The organism is Pantoea conspicua (assembly GCF_002095315.1).
Lineage (GTDB): Bacteria > Pseudomonadota > Gammaproteobacteria > Enterobacterales > Enterobacteriaceae > Pantoea > Pantoea conspicua.
Map to the genome: position 1 here is coordinate 40,473 of NZ_MLFN01000019.1, position 19,743 is coordinate 60,215.

The 19,743-nt window shown below is 52.2% G+C and carries 14 protein-coding genes and 1 pseudogene; 5 read left to right on the top strand and 10 right to left on the bottom strand.

Features of this window, described 5'->3' with window-relative positions; genetic code table 11:
* Positions 1-222: 222 nt before the first annotated feature.
* The 4 genes from HA41_RS21350 to HA41_RS09100 all read right to left on the bottom strand — a co-directional run bounded on the left by HA41_RS21350 (position 223) and on the right by HA41_RS09100 (position 6,229).
* Positions 223-3,153, bottom strand: a complete 2,931-nt coding sequence (locus HA41_RS21350; RefSeq protein ID WP_244175109.1) for a GAF domain-containing sensor histidine kinase — start codon at positions 3,151-3,153, stop codon at positions 223-225.
* Complete coding sequence (locus HA41_RS21355; RefSeq protein ID WP_244175110.1) at positions 3,153-3,350, bottom strand: hypothetical protein; 198 nt, start codon at positions 3,348-3,350, stop codon at positions 3,153-3,155. The genes HA41_RS21350 and HA41_RS21355 overlap by 1 nt, the downstream gene beginning before the upstream one ends.
* 387 nt (positions 3,351-3,737) lie before the next feature.
* Positions 3,738-5,846 (bottom strand): ATP-binding protein, encoded by a 2,109-nt coding sequence (locus HA41_RS21360; protein WP_244175111.1) that lies wholly within the window; start codon positions 5,844-5,846, stop codon positions 3,738-3,740.
* Positions 5,843-6,229, bottom strand: coding sequence for a response regulator transcription factor (locus HA41_RS09100; RefSeq protein WP_094120509.1), 387 nt, complete (start codon positions 6,227-6,229; stop codon positions 5,843-5,845). Before HA41_RS09100 ends, HA41_RS21360 begins: the two co-directional genes overlap by 4 nt.
* Positions 6,230-6,762: 533 nt before the next feature.
* Here HA41_RS09100 and HA41_RS09105 point away from each other — a divergent pair.
* Positions 6,763-6,972 carry a YdgH/BhsA/McbA-like domain containing protein gene (locus tag HA41_RS09105; protein WP_094120510.1) on the top strand — a complete coding sequence of 70 codons (210 nt, stop codon included), beginning with the start codon at positions 6,763-6,765 and terminating at the stop codon, positions 6,970-6,972.
* A 376-nt stretch (positions 6,973-7,348) separates the two neighbouring features.
* Here the strand turns inward: HA41_RS09105 and HA41_RS09110 are convergent, their stop codons facing one another.
* Positions 7,349-7,669 (bottom strand): hypothetical protein, encoded by a 321-nt coding sequence (locus HA41_RS09110; protein ID WP_094120511.1) that lies wholly within the window; start codon positions 7,667-7,669, stop codon positions 7,349-7,351.
* A gap of 8 nt (positions 7,670-7,677) precedes the next feature.
* On the bottom strand, positions 7,678-8,166 hold the full coding sequence (locus HA41_RS09115) for a GNAT family N-acetyltransferase (protein ID WP_094120512.1): 489 nt from the start codon (positions 8,164-8,166) through the stop codon (positions 7,678-7,680).
* 94 nt (positions 8,167-8,260) lie between these two features.
* On the opposite strand from HA41_RS09115, the gene HA41_RS09120 reads away from it, so the two are divergent.
* A complete protein-coding gene (locus HA41_RS09120) occupies positions 8,261-9,223 on the top strand; it encodes a LysR family transcriptional regulator (protein WP_094120513.1) in 963 nt (320 codons plus the stop codon).
* Here HA41_RS09120 and HA41_RS09125 read toward each other — a convergent pair.
* The 4 genes and pseudogenes from HA41_RS09125 to HA41_RS09140 all read right to left on the bottom strand — a co-directional run bounded on the left by HA41_RS09125 (position 9,177) and on the right by HA41_RS09140 (position 12,822).
* Positions 9,177-10,715 (bottom strand): Fic family protein, encoded by a 1,539-nt coding sequence (locus HA41_RS09125; RefSeq protein ID WP_094120514.1) that lies wholly within the window; start codon positions 10,713-10,715, stop codon positions 9,177-9,179. The two genes, HA41_RS09120 and HA41_RS09125, sit on opposite strands and share 47 nt — an antisense overlap.
* A gap of 337 nt (positions 10,716-11,052) precedes the next feature.
* A pseudogene (locus HA41_RS21365) lies at positions 11,053-11,243 on the bottom strand (methyl-accepting chemotaxis protein); the annotation flags it as partial.
* 12 nt (positions 11,244-11,255) lie between these two features.
* A complete protein-coding gene (gene arnF / locus HA41_RS09135; protein ID WP_143807307.1) occupies positions 11,256-11,555 on the bottom strand; it encodes a 4-amino-4-deoxy-L-arabinose-phosphoundecaprenol flippase subunit ArnF in 300 nt (99 codons plus the stop codon).
* 253 nt (positions 11,556-11,808) lie between these two features.
* Positions 11,809-12,822 carry a Gfo/Idh/MocA family oxidoreductase gene (locus HA41_RS09140; RefSeq protein ID WP_094120515.1) on the bottom strand — a complete coding sequence of 338 codons (1,014 nt, stop codon included), beginning with the start codon at positions 12,820-12,822 and terminating at the stop codon, positions 11,809-11,811.
* A 109-nt stretch (positions 12,823-12,931) separates the two neighbouring features.
* Here HA41_RS09140 and HA41_RS09145 point away from each other — a divergent pair, with 109 nt between their 5' ends.
* From HA41_RS09145 to HA41_RS09155, 3 genes are all read left to right on the top strand, one after another.
* Positions 12,932-13,942, top strand: coding sequence for a LacI family DNA-binding transcriptional regulator (locus HA41_RS09145; RefSeq protein WP_094120516.1), 1,011 nt, complete (start codon positions 12,932-12,934; stop codon positions 13,940-13,942).
* A gap of 823 nt (positions 13,943-14,765) precedes the next feature.
* Positions 14,766-14,969, top strand: coding sequence for an Hha/YmoA family nucleoid-associated regulatory protein (locus tag HA41_RS09150; RefSeq protein WP_094120517.1), 204 nt, complete (start codon positions 14,766-14,768; stop codon positions 14,967-14,969).
* Positions 14,970-16,512: 1,543 nt separating this feature from the next.
* The gene (locus HA41_RS09155; protein WP_094120518.1) at positions 16,513-19,467 is read left to right on the top strand and encodes an autotransporter outer membrane beta-barrel domain-containing protein; all 2,955 of its coding nucleotides are present in this window, start codon (positions 16,513-16,515) and stop codon (positions 19,465-19,467) included.
* Positions 19,468-19,743: the final 276 nt, after the last annotated feature.

Genomic DNA, 19,743 nt, shown 5'->3' on the forward strand with positions numbered 1-19,743 from the left:
ATCCATAAAATAAAGCGGGTCATTTTTGTCAGCGGGCATGATCTTTATCATTCACGCGGTCATGGAAAAGCATGGCTTGCTTGTAAATATCTTTTTGATATGCATTGTTAAGATCAGCGATGAGGTCACAACTCAGCCGCGACCACATAACCGTCACCTCATTTAACATAATCTATGTTTTGCGAACTTTGATCTTCTGCTCCTTTCATTCATTTTTAATGATCAGCCTGTCCGCTCGCTCTGCCCTGTTCTGCGCTCAAAACAGGGGGATCGCACATAGCCAGCTGACTCTTTTCCTTCTAATGGCAGCGTAAACCAGAACCGGCTCCCGCCTTCCTGACGATTCTCTGCACGTAACTCACCGCCGTGACGTTTGATAATCTCATGACTGATGGTCAGCCCCATGCCCATGCCTTCCGCTTTTGTGGTGTAAAACGAATCAAATATTTTTCCGATCACCGCATCAGACAGGCCCGCGCCGTTATCTGCAACGTCAATGCGAATAACTTTACCGGAAGGATGGGAAGAGGCGATGCGTAGATGGCGAGCACCGGTGTTATCTGCCATCGCTTCGACGGCATTGATCACCAGGTTGAGCAATACCTGTTGTATCTGAACGCTCTCACAGAAAATCTCATCGTTTTCTGCCGCCAGATCCAGCTCCAGCGAGACAAAACGACGTTCCAGTTCCAGACGCGACAGCACGATAATGTCCCGGGTAATGAGATGCAATTTTGCCGGAGCAAATTCGGCAACCTGATTACGTGTCAGCGCCTGCAGTCCGCGAATGATATCGCCCGCCCGCCGGCCTTCCCGGATAATTTCATCCAGACTACTGCTGGCATTCTCCAGATTTGCCGGGTCACGTTTGAGCCAGCGCTGGCTGGCACCGGCATTAGCCACAATGGACATCAGCGGTTGATTAATCTCATGGGCAATGGAAGAGGTAAGCTGGCCGACGGTGGTTGCCCGCGCGACGCGGGCCAGTTCCGCCTGAGCGATGCGCACCGCGTCTTCCGACTGGCGCTGCGCCGTGATATCGGTGAGCGTGCCAAAATATTCGGCCACTTCTGGCCAGTTTTCATTTGGCTCGCCAATGCCTTTGATGTAACGGCATTCTCCGTCATCCCGAATGATGCGAAACTCAGCCTGCATGACCGTTCCTTCCCGCACGCTGGTTTCAATCAGCGCCCTGAGGCAGAGAATATCATCCGGATGAACGCGACTCTGGAATTCAACCATCGAAGTGGTCGCCTGCGCCTCCGGCAGTCCCATAATGCGTTTATATTCATCGGAGATGTACTGAATATCCGGTTCAAGATACCAGTGCCAGGTGCCGGTATGACTGATCTTCTCACCCAACATTAAAGAGGTCTGGCTGGCACGCAGCTGTTTTTCAATTTTGCGACGTTGAATATTCTCATCCACCAGCTCGGCGTACAGGCGGGCCGTCTCAAGGGATACCGCCGCCTGCGCGCCCAGCATTGAAACGATCCTGGAGTGATCGGCGGTAAACACGTCTGGCATCAGGCGGTTTTCCAGATACAGAACCCCCACCATCTGCGCCTGTCTGAACATCGGGACACACATCACCGCCGCGCCCGAGGCAACCAGATAGTTATCCTGACTGAAGGGACTGAACACCTCGGGCTTACCGGTACGGATCTCCTGTCCGGTGCGGATCACTGCAGACAGTACCGACAGAGGAAGATCGGTGGCGACCGGCAATTCACGGACAATCCTCACTTTAACGCCGTCCACGGTGGTCGAGGCTCTTGCCTGAATTTCCGGTAAGCTGCCATCAATCAGGCGAATCAGCATGCAGTGCTGGGCACCGGCACGTTCCACCAGCATCATCATCAGGATGTGAATCAGCCGATCCAGATTAATCTCTTCAGTGAGCGCACGCATCACCGTCACCATGCTCTGCAGATCGCTGATGACCGGACTCTGCTCAAACGAGACGGTGCTCAGTGCGGTCTGCGTCGCATGGCTGGCAAGCGCCGGATGCTGCATCTCCAGCTGGCGAACCTTGGCCCCGGCGCCCCAGCGGTCCCAGGCGGCGAGAGCTCCTTTGATATAAGCATCCCCGGCAAACGTCATGTTACTGGCATAAGCCATGCGTGCAGCCAGCTCACAGGTGAGCCCATTAATGTGATGAAACTGCCCTTCGCGCGACAAATTAATCGCTTTTTCGAATTGCTCAAATGCCTGTGCCGTTTTTCCTTCCAGACGAAGCCATTCCGCGCGTAGCAGTGCTTCTTTATCAGCGAACGTTTTGCTGTTTTCGTTTGACCAGGTCACGATCCTGTCGAGGTGCTGCTCCAGCTGTAGTCGTAAATTTTCCGTCATCGCCCCGGTTTTAAGCGGTACGGTCAGCGAAAGCGCGCTGTAGAGATGATAATCGAGCATATGCACATGCCCTGGAATACGTTCGGTGAACGGTTCGGCCTGTTTAAACCATGCCTCTGCCGCCGCATACTCGTTGGCAAAAAAGTGGGCCATCGCTTTATAAAGACGTGACCAGAACTGCATCAGGTAAATGGGTTCAACCGCGAGTTCAGGTTTAACCACCGCCAGCACCGGCGGCAGAAAGTCATCACCGGTGAACACATTGTTGCGCGGCTTGCGCAGGAAAAGGACGTAGTCCAGCTGCATCCCCAGGATGACTTCCACGTCGCGGTATTGCGCCTTTCTGACAAACTGCATGCCGCGCGCTATTGAGGTGTGTACCCCATCAAGATGATCGCCACGCGTAAGGGTGTTCATGATGATGTGACGCAGCGCCAGACAGGCCGACGTCCGGTCGCCCGTTTCAACACCGACATCGAACGCTGCTTTTGCCCGCTCAATGGCATAAGTCAGCGGCATCGTCCAGATGCTGACCTGATCGAGCGGCAACAGCGTTCGGGCTTTAAAGCTGACAAAGTCATGCTTATAAACCAGTTCCCGCGCCAGCAGCGTGCTGGCAAAGCCGCGACTGTACTCAGCATATTGATCGCCGCACACCACACCATACCAGGAGAGCGCAAGCGTAGAGGCACCACTGAGACCGCGCGCCATCGACAGGTGAAGCAACTGGCACAGGATCATAAAGTGCAGCCGCGGGTTAATGAACGCAGCAAACGTGCTGGCGCTGGCCAGCAGATTCATCACTGCTTCGGTATTTTACAGTTTACCCGCGACAGTGAGCGGAAGCGGGTGTAGGGATTTTTTCCCACATCCTTCTTCAGCTTCGTCCGTGCCTCATCACACTCCGCCTGCTCCGGATTGCGGTTAAGGTGGATGCCAAACACTGCCAGCCAGGCCAGAGCCGTCTCCAGCGCCAGCTTACTGTCTGACTGACGCATATGGATTTCAGCAATCAGGCAGGCGGCGCCGGCTTTATCTGCGGCGTCACCGGGTGAAGACTGGACCCGGGAGCTTAACGCCAGTGCGCCGGGCAGATTGCCGTGAAGAAATTCGCATTCCGCCTCTTCCAGCAGAAATTCACTGCTTTCTACATATCCTGCTCCGTGGTGAAGCGATCTGGCCGTCTGCAGATACCGCAGCGCGGAAAGGTAATCGCCGGTATTTTTTGCACGTCTGCTGGCGTGGAGTAATAGCTGGCAGAAAGGCCGGGTCTCTTGCCTGAGCAGCGTAAGGTTTTTAACAGCCAGGACGTGATGTGCTGCCCTGAAAAGCACGGCATGAGTAATATCGTGCTCTGATTGCTGGCGGTAGTAGCGCGCAGCAGCTTAATGAAAGGCATCCTTATCTTCATGCCGCAGAAGATTAAGCGCCGCCTCATGCATGCTGTCATGCATAAAGGCATATCCGATCTCATTACGGGTGATCAGCCTGGCCGTCACGGCAGGCAACAATGCCTGCTCTATTTCTGCAGCAGAGGCATCGATAATCCGGCTCATAACCTCACGTTCACCCGTGCTGCCCAGCGAGGCCAGCTTACCCAACATCCTGCGGGTGGCGAGCGGTAGCGAGGCGAGATGCTGCAACACGCTGGCCGCCACATTCGCCGTATAGTGGCAGTTTTTAATCGCCTCTGAATCGTAGGTCCATCTGAACGGCGCATGATGCGTAATCAACCCTTGTCGCACCGCCTGCCGGAAAAAGTCATGGACCGCGAGCGGATTACCGCCGGTTTTTTCATGAATGACCCGGGCAAGTTCCGCCGTCGCCGAACTGCGGGTATGAAATCGCCCCGCCAGCCAGCCGGCAATACACTTCTCCGAAAGCGGTTCTGGCGTAATCTCCAGGATGCGGGGCGTAGAAGCCCGCAGCTGGTTCAGATTGCCCGCAATGAGCGGACAGGGTAACGAGGTGATATCCCGGTGCGCGACAACCAGCAGCAGCGGGATCTCTTTGCTCAGCCCCAGCAGTTTCTGCAGTAAGAGGAGTGAAGCCGGGTCAGCCCAGTGGCCGTCATCGATAAGCATCACCAACGGCCGCCCCTGTGCTGTAAATGCTTTAACCAGACTGCAGGCAACCAGATTAAAGCGGTCTTTCGCATCAAGCGTATTCGAGTGCGGCAAAACAGTGGCTTTCTGATTAAGCAGGATACCCAGTTCAGGCACCAGATTTACTGCCAGGCCGGTATAGGCACCCAGCGATCGCGAAATATGCGCTTTCCAGCGGGACAACTCCTCGGTGGGAAGGCCCAGTACATGCAGTACCAGCGTCCGGAATACCTCGGTAAAAACGGCATAGGGTAAGATCGGCGAATGCTGATCGACTTTCACCACGCTGAGCATCGTTTTCTTGTTACGCAGCAGTTTAAGCGATGAGGCGATCAGGGAGGACTTACCCGAACCGGCTGCGCCACTGATGGTCACCAGGCAGTGTTTCCCGCTCTGGCTCACCGCCTCAAACGCTGACAGGATATCGATTGCCTGCGGGTGATCGGTAGAGAGGACGTCGGACGAGAAGCTCGCGGAGGAGGTATCCTGCAGTCCCAGCGCAAAAGATTCCATTGATCCGTCCGGCATCAGGGTTGCAGCACAGCGGCGCAGATCGGCCAGTACCCCATCAGCCGTCTGATAACGGTACTCTGGCGATTTGGCCAGCAGCCTAAGAATGAGCGCGGAGAGAATGGCCGGAACGTCAGGACGAATGATATGAGGGGACAAGGCTTCCGAAGCAATGTGATGGTGCACCCATTCAGCATGGCCGCCTTCGGGGCTGCCATAAGGTAATCTGCCAGTCAGCAATTCATAAAGCACAATGCCCAGACTGTAGAGATCACTGACACTACTGACCGGATGGGCAGAACGGGAAGTATGCTCCGGCGACATATAGGCAAGGGTTCCTGCGGCTGCCGGCAGTCGCGCCTGCTCAGGCAGTTCGCTCTGCACCGATGAGAGTCCGAAGCCACCGAGAGAGACAGCACCCTTATCGTTAAGAAAGAAGTTTGCCGGCTTGATATCGCCATGCACCAGCCCCTGCTGATGTGCCTGGCTCAGGCTGCTGCAAAGCAGCGCGGCATAATGAAGAAATTCAGCAATCGTGCCAGCCGGCAGACACAGTACATCGGCCAGCGTGCGGTAAGTAAATGCGCGATAAATCAGCGCATAGCGACCCTGATGAAGAGTATGACCCAACGGCTTCAGCGCCCAGCTTTCAGCAAGCCTGTCGCGCAGTTCATATTCATTTTTCAGCAGTTGCGTGACCTGAAAGAGTGACGCTTCACTGGCGGCGGTCGCCAGCACAAAGATTTCACCGGTGACGGCGTGGCGGCACCGAATCCACTCAATATTGCCCTCCTGCGCCAGCGGGCTGAAGACAATATCGTCTGATAAGGTGAATTCATCGTTTTCTGCTGAGTTCAACGCCTGTGGATTTGTGCTCATTGACGGGCAGCCCTTGAGGAGAATTCCTGCCGGATATGTTCAAACAACGTATCAATTTCGATAGGTTTTGGCAAAAAGGCAATCGCCCCCAGATTAATGGCATAGCGCAACATATTCTCATCGCCGTTGCCTGAAATGATAATCCCTGGCGGGTTTTCAATGCGCTGAGTGAGGTTAATAAACAGCTCGAACCCATTCATTCCCTTTAGCTGGACATCAATGATAAAAAGCGCGGCATTCGCCATCGCGGCGTCATCACTCAGCAGAGATTCGGCTGATTCAAAGGCCTCGGTCAGATAGCCTTCAGACTGGAGCAGATTGGTCAGTCCACTCCGTACAGAACGTTCATCATCAATGACGACAATGCGCTGCGACAGCTGCATGCTGTTTTCCTTACATAAAGCTCAGGCCTGATTCAGGCATTTCCATAACAGGATTGCTCACCTGATAGCGGGGTTATGTCGCCAGTTTTCGAGTGCCTGATCAGCGGTTGCTGTCACTCACCCTGTCAACGTCATGAGGCTGGCGAATCTCCCGCTACGTAACGGGTCGTGCACATTGTAGGAACCTTTTTTTCTTCAGACTATTATCCTTAGGTATAACCATGACCACGCAGGGTTTACCTGTAACTCCCGGCTTTTCTCCTGCAAACGGGCTTTCTGTTCGCCAGCCTTGCTTTCCTGACTGACGCCCTTCCCGTCCATATCCGACTGCTTTGTCTGTCGCCCGCTTCACCGCTGTGATAACCCGCTGGCTGAAAGCTCGCCACGCGCATCCCGGTGACAAAGGACAACATCAATTTTTTTGATTTACTTCAGCATATTTCTGGCATTTTCATCGCACCACGTCCGGCGTAATCTTCATCACATCGAGGCAGATTGCCTCATCAACTAAACTTAACGCTGAGAGAATTATCATGAAAAGCATCAAAAAAATCGCTGCAGCTATCATTCTGTCTCTGGTTTCATCCGTCAGTTTTGCCCAGACGGTAACGGCTACCGCTTCCACGCTGGACGCCGCCGAAGCGAAGATTGCAGCCAGCGCTAAACAGGCAGGTGCCCGTTACAGCATCACTGAAGCCTACAGCGGAAATCAGGTCCATATGACAGCTCGTCTGACCCGATAAATAGTGGTGCCTGTTCTTCCGTGAAAAGGGCTGCCAACAGGCATCCCTTTTCGTTTTTAGCGACCCGGATGTCATTGAATAAATGCGGGCATCAGCCGTTTTCCGATGACGCTTTCCACCGCGATAGCCGCCTGAAGAATATCCCCATCCTGACCCGGAGCCCCGTAGAGGGTGTACGCCTTCCGCATCTTCGCCTGCGGGTAACGCCATCACCGGCGCGCCCACTTTTCCGGTGTATTTTGCTGCTGAAAGGGGCGACAGCAAAACATCGGCCTGTGCGGACGCCAGCGCAGCCAGAATCCCGGCTTCAAGGCTTAGCGCAATATCCTGTTGGCGATCGCGAGCATATTCTGCTGAATGGATATCGGGTGCAGCCTCAGCTGCCTGCAGCAGGGACTGACCATAGGGGATGGGCGATGTTCCACGCGATGATGTCGCATAAAGAGCCCATACCGCACGGTTTAAGCACCGTCAGCAGGCTGTTAATACTGGCACGAAACTCCGTGCGAAATACGCATGACCGAACGCGGTTAAACTGCGCTGCGGAAGGCAGATCGTAAGGGTCGATAATCACGGCCCCCGTCTGAGTCAGTGATTGCAACAGGCGGTCAAACACCGCTGTGCGTGCGGGCATCATCACGCTGTCGGCAATGAAGCGCCGGGGAATACCGATCCGCAGCCCCGCAGCGCTTTTCACAAATTGATTCAGTTGAGTTCACGCGACGCAAACTTTTCCAGCGCCGGGCCATCAAGCCGGTAACGTACCCACTCGCTCAGCGGAAGCGCATCAATACTGTGATAGAAATCTTTGGCGGATTTATCCCAGTCGAGCACATTCCATTCAATCCGGTTGCATTGCCGGCTGACAGCAAGCTGAGCAATATAGTGAAGTATGGCTTTGCCTGCCCCGCGCCCGCGGTAATCGGGCGTGAAATAGAGATCTTCCATATTCAGGCTACAGCGGCCGAGCCAGGTGGAAAAACTCATTGAAATGACGCAGTAGCCAGCAATCACACCCTCGATTTCACAGAGGTAGGCTTCTGCGGTGCTGTCGGGTGCAAACAGAGAACGTCTGATCTGGTCAGCATCCGGCACCGACTGTAACGGCGCTTCGCTGTATACGGACAGGCCGTTTACCATGTTACAGATGGCATCCGTATCTTCCGGGCTGGCCTGTCGAATAATAACGTTCATAAATATTCTCTACTCAGTACCGTTTGATGCCCGTAAGGATAATCGCTATTCTTTAATGAATTAAGTGCAATAAAATCAATTACAGGTGAATCTGATGCATCATGTACTGAGACGACTCGATCTGAATTTGTTGCCTGTTTTTGATGCTGTATACCGGCACCGTTCTGTCAGGCTTGCGGCCGGTGAGCTGGCAATGAGCACCTCAGCGTTAAGCCATGCGTTAACCCGCCTGCGTGAATTCCTGAAAGATCCGCTGTTCTATCGCCAGGGCCACCGGATGTGTCCCAGCGTCTTTGCGCATCAGCTGGCGCCTCATATTGCCGCGTCCCTTGCCGTCCTCAATCAGCATCTCAGCCCGGTCAAGCCGTTTGAGCCTCTGACCAGCACGCAATCTTTTCGGATTGCCGTTACGGACTACACCGCCTTCTGTATCTTTCCGGAACTGATTAAAGAGGTTGAAAAAACCGCACCCGGCATTAATTTCGAACTCTGCCATCTGCCGCATAATCCTGCGCTGAATGAATTACTGGCCGGTGAAGTTGACCTGGCACTGAGTTTTAGCGAACCGGATGATGTCAGACATCAGGATCTGGATGAGGTGGATTTGTTCAGCGATGAATTCGTGGTGATCAGCAATATTCATCGCGCCAGCCTGACGCTGGAAGATTATCTGGCGGCGGGTCATCTGGTTGTGACCCCGTGGAATGAAAAGCAAGGCCTGCTGGATACGCACCTTGCCCGACTGGGGCTGACGCGCCGGATTACTCTCAAAACGCCCTCAATGCTGAGTTCTCCGCATATTGTGGCTGAAAGTGAATTGCTGATGGCTATACCGTCTTATGTCGCCGGAAGAATTGCCCGGCTAGCGAAGGTGAAAGTCTTCCCACTGCCCTTTTTCGCCCCCGCTTTTACGGTGAAAATTTACTCTCACCAACGCAGTGGCAAAAAATCCTCGGCCGACTGGCTTAAAAAGAATATTTTTCAGAGCATTCAGCGTCAGAATCTGACGCTTAATCACGTCCCTGTTCTGCAAATGCCGATTGGACAGCCTCAATAATCTGCCGGGCCTTTTCGCCATCTTCAAGTTGCGGGAACGCTTTTTTCAGCTTCCCGGAAACCTGCCAGCCATTCTCCTTCAGCGAACGGATGATGCGGCTGGCATCCTGATCCGGCATCTCTATTACCTCTTTCAGACGCTGCTGTGCCCGTTGGAAAATGACCAGCACTCTGGCCTCATCAGCCATTTCCGTTTGCACGGTATGCGCGATCACCCGGGCGGTGTAGAGCACCTGTTCCGTTAAGTCGGGGTAGCGCCAGGCGAATCGCGCGTCGTCATAGTCACTGAAACTGAAGTTGCTCAGCGTACCGTCTGGATAGGTGATCAGCTCACCGAAACGATAGCTGCCGGCGTAACGTCGCATCAGGCGCTTTGAAAAAACGTCCAGCGTGCGATCGTAACCCGCGCGGAAATCAAGCGAACTGGTGATGGTGGCTGAGACCGGCAGAATGACGCCGTCCGGTACGGCCCGATCGCGAATCAGCGTATCGTTGATTAAAAACCGGTGAATGCGCCCATTGCCGTCGCGCATAGGATGGATATACACAAAACCAAAGGCGATAACGCCGGCACGCGCCAGCGGTTCAGCGCCGCGCGTGGCCTGTTCAAAATCTTTCAGACCCTGCATAAAGCGTGGAATGTCAGTGTACCGCGGCGCAATGTAATGAACGATGTCTTCCCGCATCGTCGCCTGTCCGACAAACACCGGCGAGCGGCGCAGCCCCAGCCCGAGCGCATCGTGTCCCAGAATGCCTTTCTGTAAGGTGTGCAGGCTGGCATCACTGAGCGGATCGTCAAGCTGGCCGCAATATTGCGCAATCACATGCGCAAAGCGCTGAATGCGATCGGCCTGGCTGGCCTCTTTTTCAATCAGAAAACTGGCGCGTGATTCCTTAAACGTCAGCCAGCTGGCCGTGCGCATCAGAATGTCTGCGCCAAATGCGTTATCCAGCTCGGCGAGGGCGCTCTTCAGATCAAAAGCCAGCGCCTGTGCGGTGGCGGCCGTCCGCCGCACAATCGGGCAGAAATCGACGCTGCCCGGCAGGTTGTCATTGATGCGCCAGCGCTTTGACCGCTTTACGCGGGTGCGGGTGCGGGTCAGGTAAGCTTCAGACGAAATCGCATCAACGTAGCCGCCGTTGGTCACATCCGACACCGCCAGCGTCTCGCCGGTCAGCCATTCATAGAAAAAACCGGCACGACGGGCATATTGCCCATAAGGCTCGCGGCGGCACCAGCTTTCCAGGGGTTCTGGACCGGTGGCGGCAAACAGGCGGGCAAAAAATTCCAGATGGATCTCTTCATATTTGAGGCCAAAGGCAAAGTGACCGGCAAAATCGTCTTCCGGACGATAGCTGGGCGGATAGCGGTTCTCTATCTTCCCCTGACTTTCATGATGGGATCGTACCGTGCCAATGGCCGATTCAACACGCAGCGGTTGCGCCAGCTCAATAGCATAACGTTCAGATAGCGCCCTAAAACCGACCAGCATGGTTAAATCCTTTATTTTCCGACCGAAAATGATAATAAAAGAAGTTTGTAACACGAAAATGATAACCCCGCCAGTCGGCTACGTTAACGGCTGCGTAAAAAGGGTAATAAAAAGAGGCTTAGCGGTGAAAATGCTAATAACTGAGGCGTAATCAGATCGGGACAATTTTCACGAAAGTCCTGTTCCTGACGAACAACGCTGAGAAAAAGTGGGGCGACTACCCGTAAAGGCGCGCAGAAAAAACATGACGGGTAAGGCACTGAAACCCTTTCCCGGCAGATGACCCGCAGGGAAAGGCTGATAACGTTTCCCAGCCTGCGTCACTGGCAGGCTGTAATCGGGCGGCTTCCTCAGCGGCGTTCAGCACCCGGATATTCGTCTGAAACGAGTTGCTGTTGATGACCGTGATAATCTCGCCACCGCGGCCCGCATTAACGGAGGCTTCCGTGACCAGCTGGCTGGCATGATGCGCGTTTCAGCATTCTGTTCCACCGAGGAGGCCAGCTGTTCCATACTCGCCGCGGTTTCTGGCAGGCGATGTCAGGGCTTACGCGCGATACAGAGCACCCCGATGATGATAACGGCTATTCCCGCCAGTCCGCGCCAGCTAAAAGACTCATGAAAAAAAGGGAGGCCGACAGCGGCCAGCCACACCAGCACATAACTCAGGCTAAGCAGTGGATAAACCCGGTTAAGCGGAAAATGACGAAGCGCCTGTATCCAGCACAGCATTGACAATCCGTAGGTGCCGAGTCCGGTCAGCAGCATCAGCGCGGGAAGCAGGGCAAAAGAGATGCCCGCTGCGGCCAGCGCCACAAAAATAAAATTGAGGCTCAGCATCGGATACGCCTGGCTGACCGGCACCCGCTGCAGCCCGTGGCGCAGCTCACGCTGGACAGCGTAACTTGCCTGCGGTTCGGGCGAGATCGATAGCGCCAGCAGGATTACGTACGCAGGCCGATGGCACAAGCTCTTCTGCGAGATGGCCGTTGTGCGACAGCAAATGACCACAACACCACAGGCGCGCTCGCAACAGACGAAAAACCCAACAGCGCGTGAGTGACCCGCAGGCAGATCGTCCTGCCGGTCCGGATCATAGCGACACTTTTTCAACCGGACAGAATCGATGATCGGCCAGTGAAATCACTGCCGCTTCAGCAATTGCCTGGGCTTGCAGACCATCTTCCAGCCCAGGAAGATCGTCAACTAACTCCCCATTCAGCGAACGGACAAACGCATCCAGCTGCGCAAAGTAGGTCGCCTTTACGCGACTGAACCAGTCAGGTAGCAGCCCTGGCTGCTGGATCTGCTCGCGCTGATAGCAGGTCACGCCTTGCTGCTGCTGACTGCGGGACTCCAGCATGCCAAGTGGTCCCATCACACTGATCCGCTCATCGTAGCCGTAGCCAGTGCGGCGGGCATTATCCAGTTGCGCCAGCCCGCCACGTTGCAGCCGCAGCAGCAACATGCTGGTGTCCACGTCCGAAAAATTGCTGATGGCGGGCAGTGCCAGTGCCGCACCCATGGCGGCCACTTCCGTCACTTCGTCATCGGTCAGCCAGCGTAGCAGATCAAAAAAATGGATCGCCTGATCGCGCATCTGTCCTCCGGATGCCTGCAGATACGCCAGCGGCGGCATTTCAGAGGAACGGCAGACCATCTGAATCAATTCCGCCGGCCCCACTCTGCCCTGCCGGAGTTGCTGCTTAAGCTGCTGGTGGCTGACATCGAAACGGCGATTGAATCCGACCGTCACCGGCACATTAAAGGGCAATACCTGAGCCACCACCCGGCGCGCGCGTTCCAGTGACAGATCGATAGGCTTCTCACAGTAGATCGCTTTGCCTGCGCGCGCCGCCGCCACCAGCAGATCGGCATGGGTCGGTGTCGCGCTGGCGATGAGCACCATGTCAATACTGTCATCATTCATCACCTGGCTGACTGGCGCAGCGTGAGCAGCAAAACGCGCAGCAAATGTGGCGGCGCGTACGCTATCAGTATCGGTAACGGAAACCAGCTCTGTGGCCGGATGCGCCTGCAGATTCGCGGCATGCACCTCACCAATAAATCCACACCCCAGCAGGGCAACACGTTGCTTTTTATTCATTTATTTGAACTCCATCATAATCCAGCGGAAAGCGACCTTCGCAGCTTAACCTTGCTGGTTACACTGGTGACATCGCATTGTTGAGGTCTTTACCTCAGGAGAGAAAAGAATGTCGCTGAAAGAGATCGCCCGGCGTGCGGGTGTCGGTCTGGCGACCGTGGATCGGGTGCTCAACGAGCGCGGCGGCGTGTCACCCCTGACAGTGCGTAAAGTCCTGCAGGCCGCGCGTGAAAGCGGGATGAAACGCATTTTGCCGGAAGAGCATCGCCAGCCGTGGCAGATTGAAGTGTTAATCAGCAGCAACGATGCTTTTTTCTTCCGCCAGCTGGCACAGGATTTTATTGAAGCGGCAATGCATCCGGGCTATCGGCGGCTGACACTGCACCGTACGTTTGTGCCTGAAGCGCAGCATGAGCGACTGGCACAGCGCATTATGGCAGGCAGCGAAACGCGGGACGGTCTGATCGTCTTTGCGCATGCACATCCGGCGATTTACGCCGCGCTGGTGCACTGTCAGGCGCGTGGAGTGCCGGTTATCACGCTGGTGACCGATCTGCCTGACGCGGCCCGGCTCTGCCATGTTGGTATAGACCAGCAAAAAGCAGGACGTACCGCCGGACAACTGATGGGCAAAATGCTGCAACAGCCGGGTGAGGTGCTGGTTGTCAGTGGACGAATGGATTACACCGCGCATCGAGAGCGAATCGACGGCTTTCGTGATGTGCTGAGCGCACGTTTTCCGCATCTTCATTTGCGGGAGGTGCTGGCGGCTGAGGAAAATCGTGATGTCATCAGTAAACTGCTGGAAAAACAGTTGATCCAGGGCGGAAATTTGCGGGGTATTTATAATACGGGTCTGGGAAACACCGAAATTGGCCAGGCGCTGGCGCGTCATCGCCGCCTGAATCAGTGCGTGTGGATTGCCCATGAGCTCTATTCCACCACCCGTACGCTACTGGCGCAGCAAAGTCTCGCTCTGACGCTGGACCAGAACACGCGGCAACATGCGCAGCTGGCGCTGCAACTGATGCTGAACTATATGGAACAGGGAGAAAAACCTGAAATATACGCAACAGGTAAGGTTGAGTTCGTTATTTACACATCAGAAAATAGCGTTTAGGCATCAGGTGCGGGAGGTCTGCCCACATTCTGCAAGCAAGGTTCAGATCGGCCGCAGGATTAAAGAATAAGCCGTTTATGCCACTATTTTTCCCTTTAAAGTTTGCTCTGCACCCTGTCAGCACGCGCAACTTTAGTCCGCCTTTTAACTTCAACCATCAATAAACCCAATTACTTTTTTCATCTTATTTCTGGAAGCTGGGTTAGTTGATGATTTACTGAATGTTAAAAAAAGGTAAAGCATAAAATTAATGTAATATTTTAAGCAGCGTAAATAGTCATTAATTACAGCGCAATAGCTTTCCCGCACAACAAATCAAAAACCCGTATATCAATTAACCTATAGCCCTGCTCAATAAACAACCACTCCGCACCTTTTTGTCGACTAATATCAACTTTGTTTACTTATAATGACTGATAATGTCAGCACTGTCAGAGACCTCTTACGGTACCTTTAAAACCGTAATAATTCCGGAACCGTAATGAGACAGAACAGGGGCCTCCCGTTCAGCATATGTTAACAACATTAATTTAAAATTATAAAAATTCTTACATGTTAAAACCTAATTACTTTTTACTTTACAAGGAGATAAGCGCCGTGTATCTGAAATGCGACCTGATGACTTCAATGTAACAATGATTGGTTCGGTGTAATACTCCCGTTAAGTTACCGCTCCGTTAAGCATGACTCTTTATAAAGAGCTATGTGTCCAGGCTGAGCGAGAACAACACGTCTCAAACTCACGCCAGCCAGACAGCATTATGATTTACGTCTCCGTTAAGGACGCCGAACGTTTTTTAACATATTGATTATTGGAGGATCTATGAAAAAGACTGATTATCTCATGCAATTGCGAAATTGCCCCTGTAAAGACATTCTGGATATCGTCACCAGCTATATGCGTTACCGTGTACCAATGGAAGACCTTTCTTCATTTGAAAGTGCGTACGATCACCGCAAAGCCGAACTGGTTATGAACGAAATTTATAGCGAAGTGCCCATTGAAGCCTGGCGGTATGTCTATTAACAACACCCACTCACTATGTACCTTAAATCATCACTATTTCAGGTCAGTCAGGCCCTGTTACTGAATAAATGATTGTCTGACTGAATGAAAAACAGAGCACCATCAACACGGGTGATGCTCTGTCAATATTGAAAGTAATGGTGAAAATATCCCCATTGATACCGTCTATTCTAACGGAACCGCCAAAAATTTTGTTCACTTTGCATTTAATCAGATAGCACGTTTCATGTCGTCTGCCACGCCGAGGATGGCCGGCAGCCATTACAGGCCCCGGCAGCAGGTGGCCGGTTTGAAAGTTTAATGTTAGTACCGTTTCCATCTGCATGACTGCCAGGCAGGCAAATGTTACTCAGGTTCGCGTTATTGCCCCGGCACTAAGGTTGCAAACCTGGGTTTATAAAATTCAGTTCTGCCTCTGCATCTTTACTTTTTGGCAATAACAGGAAAACAGACCTGCGCCTCTATTCACAAAAAGACGTTGAGCAGTCTGTTCAGTGCCTGAGCTCATCAATAAATACCTGATCTTTTGCGGCGTTTCTCATTACGTCAAGCATTCAAAATCATCGTTGCCGTACCAGACAGACTGCGGCATCAGACGTTCCGGACGCCATAAATTACTTTGCGAAGACAACTATGCTGACGGAAGACATGGCCGCTATAAATAATAAATCGTTGTCGCCTTTTTTATGCATAAAGTGACAAGGGATACCCCATGATAAAGGCAGTGCGTTCAATTACGTTAAACCTTTTAAGTACACCATTTTTATGACAAAGTATGCCATTAACGGCATAGAATTATATCAGTTGATATTCAGCTGGGGCAATTTATCTGGCTGGGTAACGGTGTCCTGAGCTAAAACGTTACCGCACAGTTCATCCACCGACCGGTTCTGACATCGACATAAACCGCTAACGGTTTTAACGACGCCACCATTAAGACCAGGCAAATTCCCTATCACGTGCATAAATGCCCTTTCGTTGAGATCTGGAAGAACCACAATCAGTCAACTACTGAGGTTAATATCAATGTATCCAGAGCAATAACCCGCTTAGTTTTTCTTTTAATGATATAGGTTAAATGCAAACTTAATGGCAATACAGTAAACAGATATTGTTTGTCAGGTAATTTCATTAATTTATTCCTCGTCATCTATCCTTGAGAGCTTCACTTTACTGCCAGTGATGTCATCGACCACCGATTATATATACTCAAAAAGCAATGCTTGTAAAAGCTTTTAACAATCAAACCCCACCTGCAATTTCCGCATCACCTTAATTTTCAACGAAGAAGATCTGCGGACGCAGTGTTCATCGTCACAACAACATAAAAGCGGACACTTTCGGTATCTTTACACAATTCAAGAATGCCCGGCATAATCCTCTTACTTACATTAAAGATGGCATTATGAATTATATGTTTGCTATCAACCTGACCGAAAATTATCAGGCAACTCATTCAATGCGTTTAAACATGTCCTGATGGAATCGTGATCAATTGAGTTGAAACCGGATCGTCAAAAAATCTTAAGGAAGAGTTACAGGTATGAATAATAAACTTAGAGTGAGCAGAATAGCAAAAATGCTAACGCTGGCCAGCGGCGTGAGCATTATGCCCGGTTTCGGTAGTGCGGCGATGACAGGAAGCCAGACGGGCAGCGATATTTCGTTACCAGACGGTACCATGCTGATTGCGGATAAAATTCTGAATGGCGGGCTATATGGTATTCTTGTGCCAAACGTCTCTTCCGCTAAAGTTGCTGTGGGTACTGGCAGTACCGTTCGCGTTACTGATACCGACCATTTTGCCCAGGGCATTATTTTAAAAGGACCGAACACTCTTTTTACTGCTGACAAACTGATTGTTAGCGTATCAGGCAAAACAGCCAGTGCGTTTGAGGTTACCGGTAAACAGGCCAGCGCTGATTTAGGCACTGGCAGTTCGATCACCTCCGTAGGAACAGGTAGCGGATTTGCTGATGGCGTAACGGTGAGCAATGCCTCAAGCCTCACAGCAGAAGAACTGCAAATTTCTACCCAGGGCACCAACGGCACGGGGCTGCATGTTTCTGGCTATGGCAGTCAGGCCAGTCTGGGAAATGACAGTGACATTCAGACTAATGGCAGCAACAGCTATGGCGTCCGGGTTGATGCATTGACAGGTGTGGCCACAGGCAGTGCCCCGTTACTGACAGCAAATCACCTCACCATCCATACGCTGGGTAACAGTTCACAGGGCATCGATATTCAGGCAAACAGCACAGTCGAACTCGGCAGCAATTCTGCCATTACCACCACCGGCGACTCCTCTGGTGGAGTATGGAGTCTGGGCAATTTAACAGCAGATCACCTGACCATCAGCACGGCAGGTATGGAATCTGAAGGTCTGTCTGTCAGAGGGAACGGGTTTGCCAGTATTGGTGCGGGTAGCGTCGTTGCTACCGCTCAGAGCGGAGCCATAGTGGCGATGGGCAAGAGCGCTACGTTAAATTTCTTCGGCACTGAAACAGAACGCAACATGCTGCAGTCCGCCGGATTATATGGCGCGTTATCGCAGGCAGCAGGCGCGACGGTAAACCTGCTCAACACCGATATTATCATGAAGAGTGTCAACACCATCGGGTATGGTTTGCTGGCAATAGGCGGTCAACTCAATGGTAAAAATGTGAACATCAAGGGCTTAGCTGACAGCACATATGGTGTCTACGCCCTGGCCGGTGGGCAGATTCATCTTCAGGGTGACCTGAATATTGATATGGGTTCGCCTGAAGGCGTTGCGATGTCCACTGAGCACCTTGATGGCTATGCGCCAGGCATGATCAACGCTGACGGCAGGATGACCATAACCGGAAGCGTTATGTCTCAGGGCGGATTAATCGATCTGAACTTTGCCTCTGGCTCGCTTTGGGCCGGCAGCGCCTCCAGCGATAAAATCAATAACGGCCATCTTAATGTAAACCTGAACGACAGCGAGTGGCGAGTGGCTGGAAATTCCGTGCTCGATAACCTGCAAATGAATCAGTCCCTGGTTGATTTGACTGCCGCCACCGACGATAGTAACTATTCAACCCTGACCGTTGCGAACCTGAGTGGCAGCGGCGATTTTGCGTTACGCACCAATCTGGCTGGAGAAGGGAACGGCGTTTATAATAATGGCGATAAAGTCGTAGTGACCGAAAGCAGTGCGGGTGATTATAGGTTGTTAATTCAAAACCGGGGCAGTGCCGTCACTAACGGTAATGAAGTGTTGACTGTAGTCGCCACACCCGATGGCGTTGCCACATTTAAAGGGGTTTCGGATGTCGAACTGGGCGGTTATGTTTATACCGTCAATAAGCAGGGTACTAACTGGGTACTCTCCTCACCAAAAGCTGAAGCCGAAACGCCAGATGTACCGGCGGATGGTGCTGAAGCATCGCCAGCAACACCTTCCGTACCGGATAAAGAGATCGATGACAGCAGCGTGTTGCCCACTGCCCCAGCGGAAGTACCGCCAGCAACACCTTCCGTACCAGATAAAGAGCACGATGACAGCAGCGTATTGCCCACTGCCCCAGCGGAAGTACCGCCCGGAGATAGTGGCCCGACGGTCATTAGCAGAACGGCCAATGCTGGCGCGAATTTCCTTAATATTGGTTATCTGATCAATTACGCCGAAACCCAAACACTGATGCAACGAATGGGTGACGTTCGTCAGAGTAAAACCGGTGGCAATGTCTGGCTGCGTGGGATTGGTGGTCGTTTCAGCGGCTTTGCGAGCGGTAAATTAAGTCACTTCAGTATGAACTATACCGGCTATCAATTCGGTGTAGATAAACGTGTGTCCGAAGAGATCCCAGTTTATCTCGGCCTGTTTATGGGTGCGACCGAAGCATCACCACACTACAAAAGCGGTAACGGTACCACGCGATCCAGTCACGTTGGCCTCTATAGCACCTGGATGAATGACAACGGCTATTATGCCGATGGTATAGTGAAATTTAACCGGCTAAGAAACCAGTTTAGCGTCAACGACACGCAACAAAATAAAATTTCGGGAACAAATGCGTCATACGGTTTAAGTGCATCACTCGAAGCAGGAAAAAAAATCAGTTTCTCAGAAGAGGCTAATGGCTTTTATCTGGAACCCCAGTTACAGATGACCGCGGGTCATCAGGATAGCAGTTCGCTTCGGGCATCGAATGGCCTGAACATCAATCTTTCTAGCTATAAATCAGTCCTGGGCCGGGCCGGTGTGCTGGCAGGCTATGAGATTAATCAAAGCGGTTATAATCTCAATAGCTATTTTAAGACAGGAGTGATGCGTGAGTTTTCAGGCGGCGCTCATTACACTTTGAATAGTTCACGTGAGAACCTGTCCTTCAAAGGTAACGGCTGGAATAACGGTGTTGGTGTCAGTGCTCAGCTTAATAATCACACTCTGTTTGTGGAAGCTGATCGCATTGATGGTAATCGTTTCAATCAAAGTCAGATTAACGCAGGTTATCGTTTCAGTTTTTAAACATCATTACGATCGCTAATTAACTACTGATTTGTTTGAAATGAAGCGAAAAATGCTTAGTAATCGTTACGGCAGGCTGACCGGCGCTATCAATGAACGAGCCAATAACGAACACTACTGGCTTAAAAATTTAACTGGCCGCATTCGAAGCGATCATAAACATGATCACGATTTGGTCGGTAAAAAAGTCCGCGTAAAGATGAAACAGACAGTGACGATGGCCAGACAGAATGGATGTTGATCGGTTAATTTTCATTCGGTAGGACACTCCCAGAG

Coding starts and splice junctions, on each gene's coding strand:
- HA41_RS21350 (WP_244175109.1), bottom strand. CDS start 3,153: ATGAATCTGCTGGCCAGCGCCAGCACGTTTGCTGCGTTCATTAACCCG.
- HA41_RS21355 (WP_244175110.1), bottom strand. CDS start 3,350: ATGCGTCAGTCAGACAGTAAGCTGGCGCTGGAGACGGCTCTGGCCTGG.
- HA41_RS21360 (WP_244175111.1), bottom strand. CDS start 5,846: ATGAGCACAAATCCACAGGCGTTGAACTCAGCAGAAAACGATGAATTC.
- HA41_RS09100 (WP_094120509.1), bottom strand. CDS start 6,229: ATGCAGCTGTCGCAGCGCATTGTCGTCATTGATGATGAACGTTCTGTA.
- HA41_RS09105 (WP_094120510.1), top strand. CDS start 6,763: ATGAAAAGCATCAAAAAAATCGCTGCAGCTATCATTCTGTCTCTGGTT.
- HA41_RS09115 (WP_094120512.1), bottom strand. CDS start 8,166: ATGAACGTTATTATTCGACAGGCCAGCCCGGAAGATACGGATGCCATC.
- HA41_RS09120 (WP_094120513.1), top strand. CDS start 8,261: ATGCATCATGTACTGAGACGACTCGATCTGAATTTGTTGCCTGTTTTT.
- HA41_RS09125 (WP_094120514.1), bottom strand. CDS start 10,715: ATGCTGGTCGGTTTTAGGGCGCTATCTGAACGTTATGCTATTGAGCTG.
- arnF (WP_143807307.1), bottom strand. CDS start 11,555: ATGCTGAGCCTCAATTTTATTTTTGTGGCGCTGGCCGCAGCGGGCATC.
- HA41_RS09140 (WP_094120515.1), bottom strand. CDS start 12,822: ATGAATAAAAAGCAACGTGTTGCCCTGCTGGGGTGTGGATTTATTGGT.
- HA41_RS09145 (WP_094120516.1), top strand. CDS start 12,932: ATGTCGCTGAAAGAGATCGCCCGGCGTGCGGGTGTCGGTCTGGCGACC.
- HA41_RS09150 (WP_094120517.1), top strand. CDS start 14,766: ATGAAAAAGACTGATTATCTCATGCAATTGCGAAATTGCCCCTGTAAA.
- HA41_RS09155 (WP_094120518.1), top strand. CDS start 16,513: ATGAATAATAAACTTAGAGTGAGCAGAATAGCAAAAATGCTAACGCTG.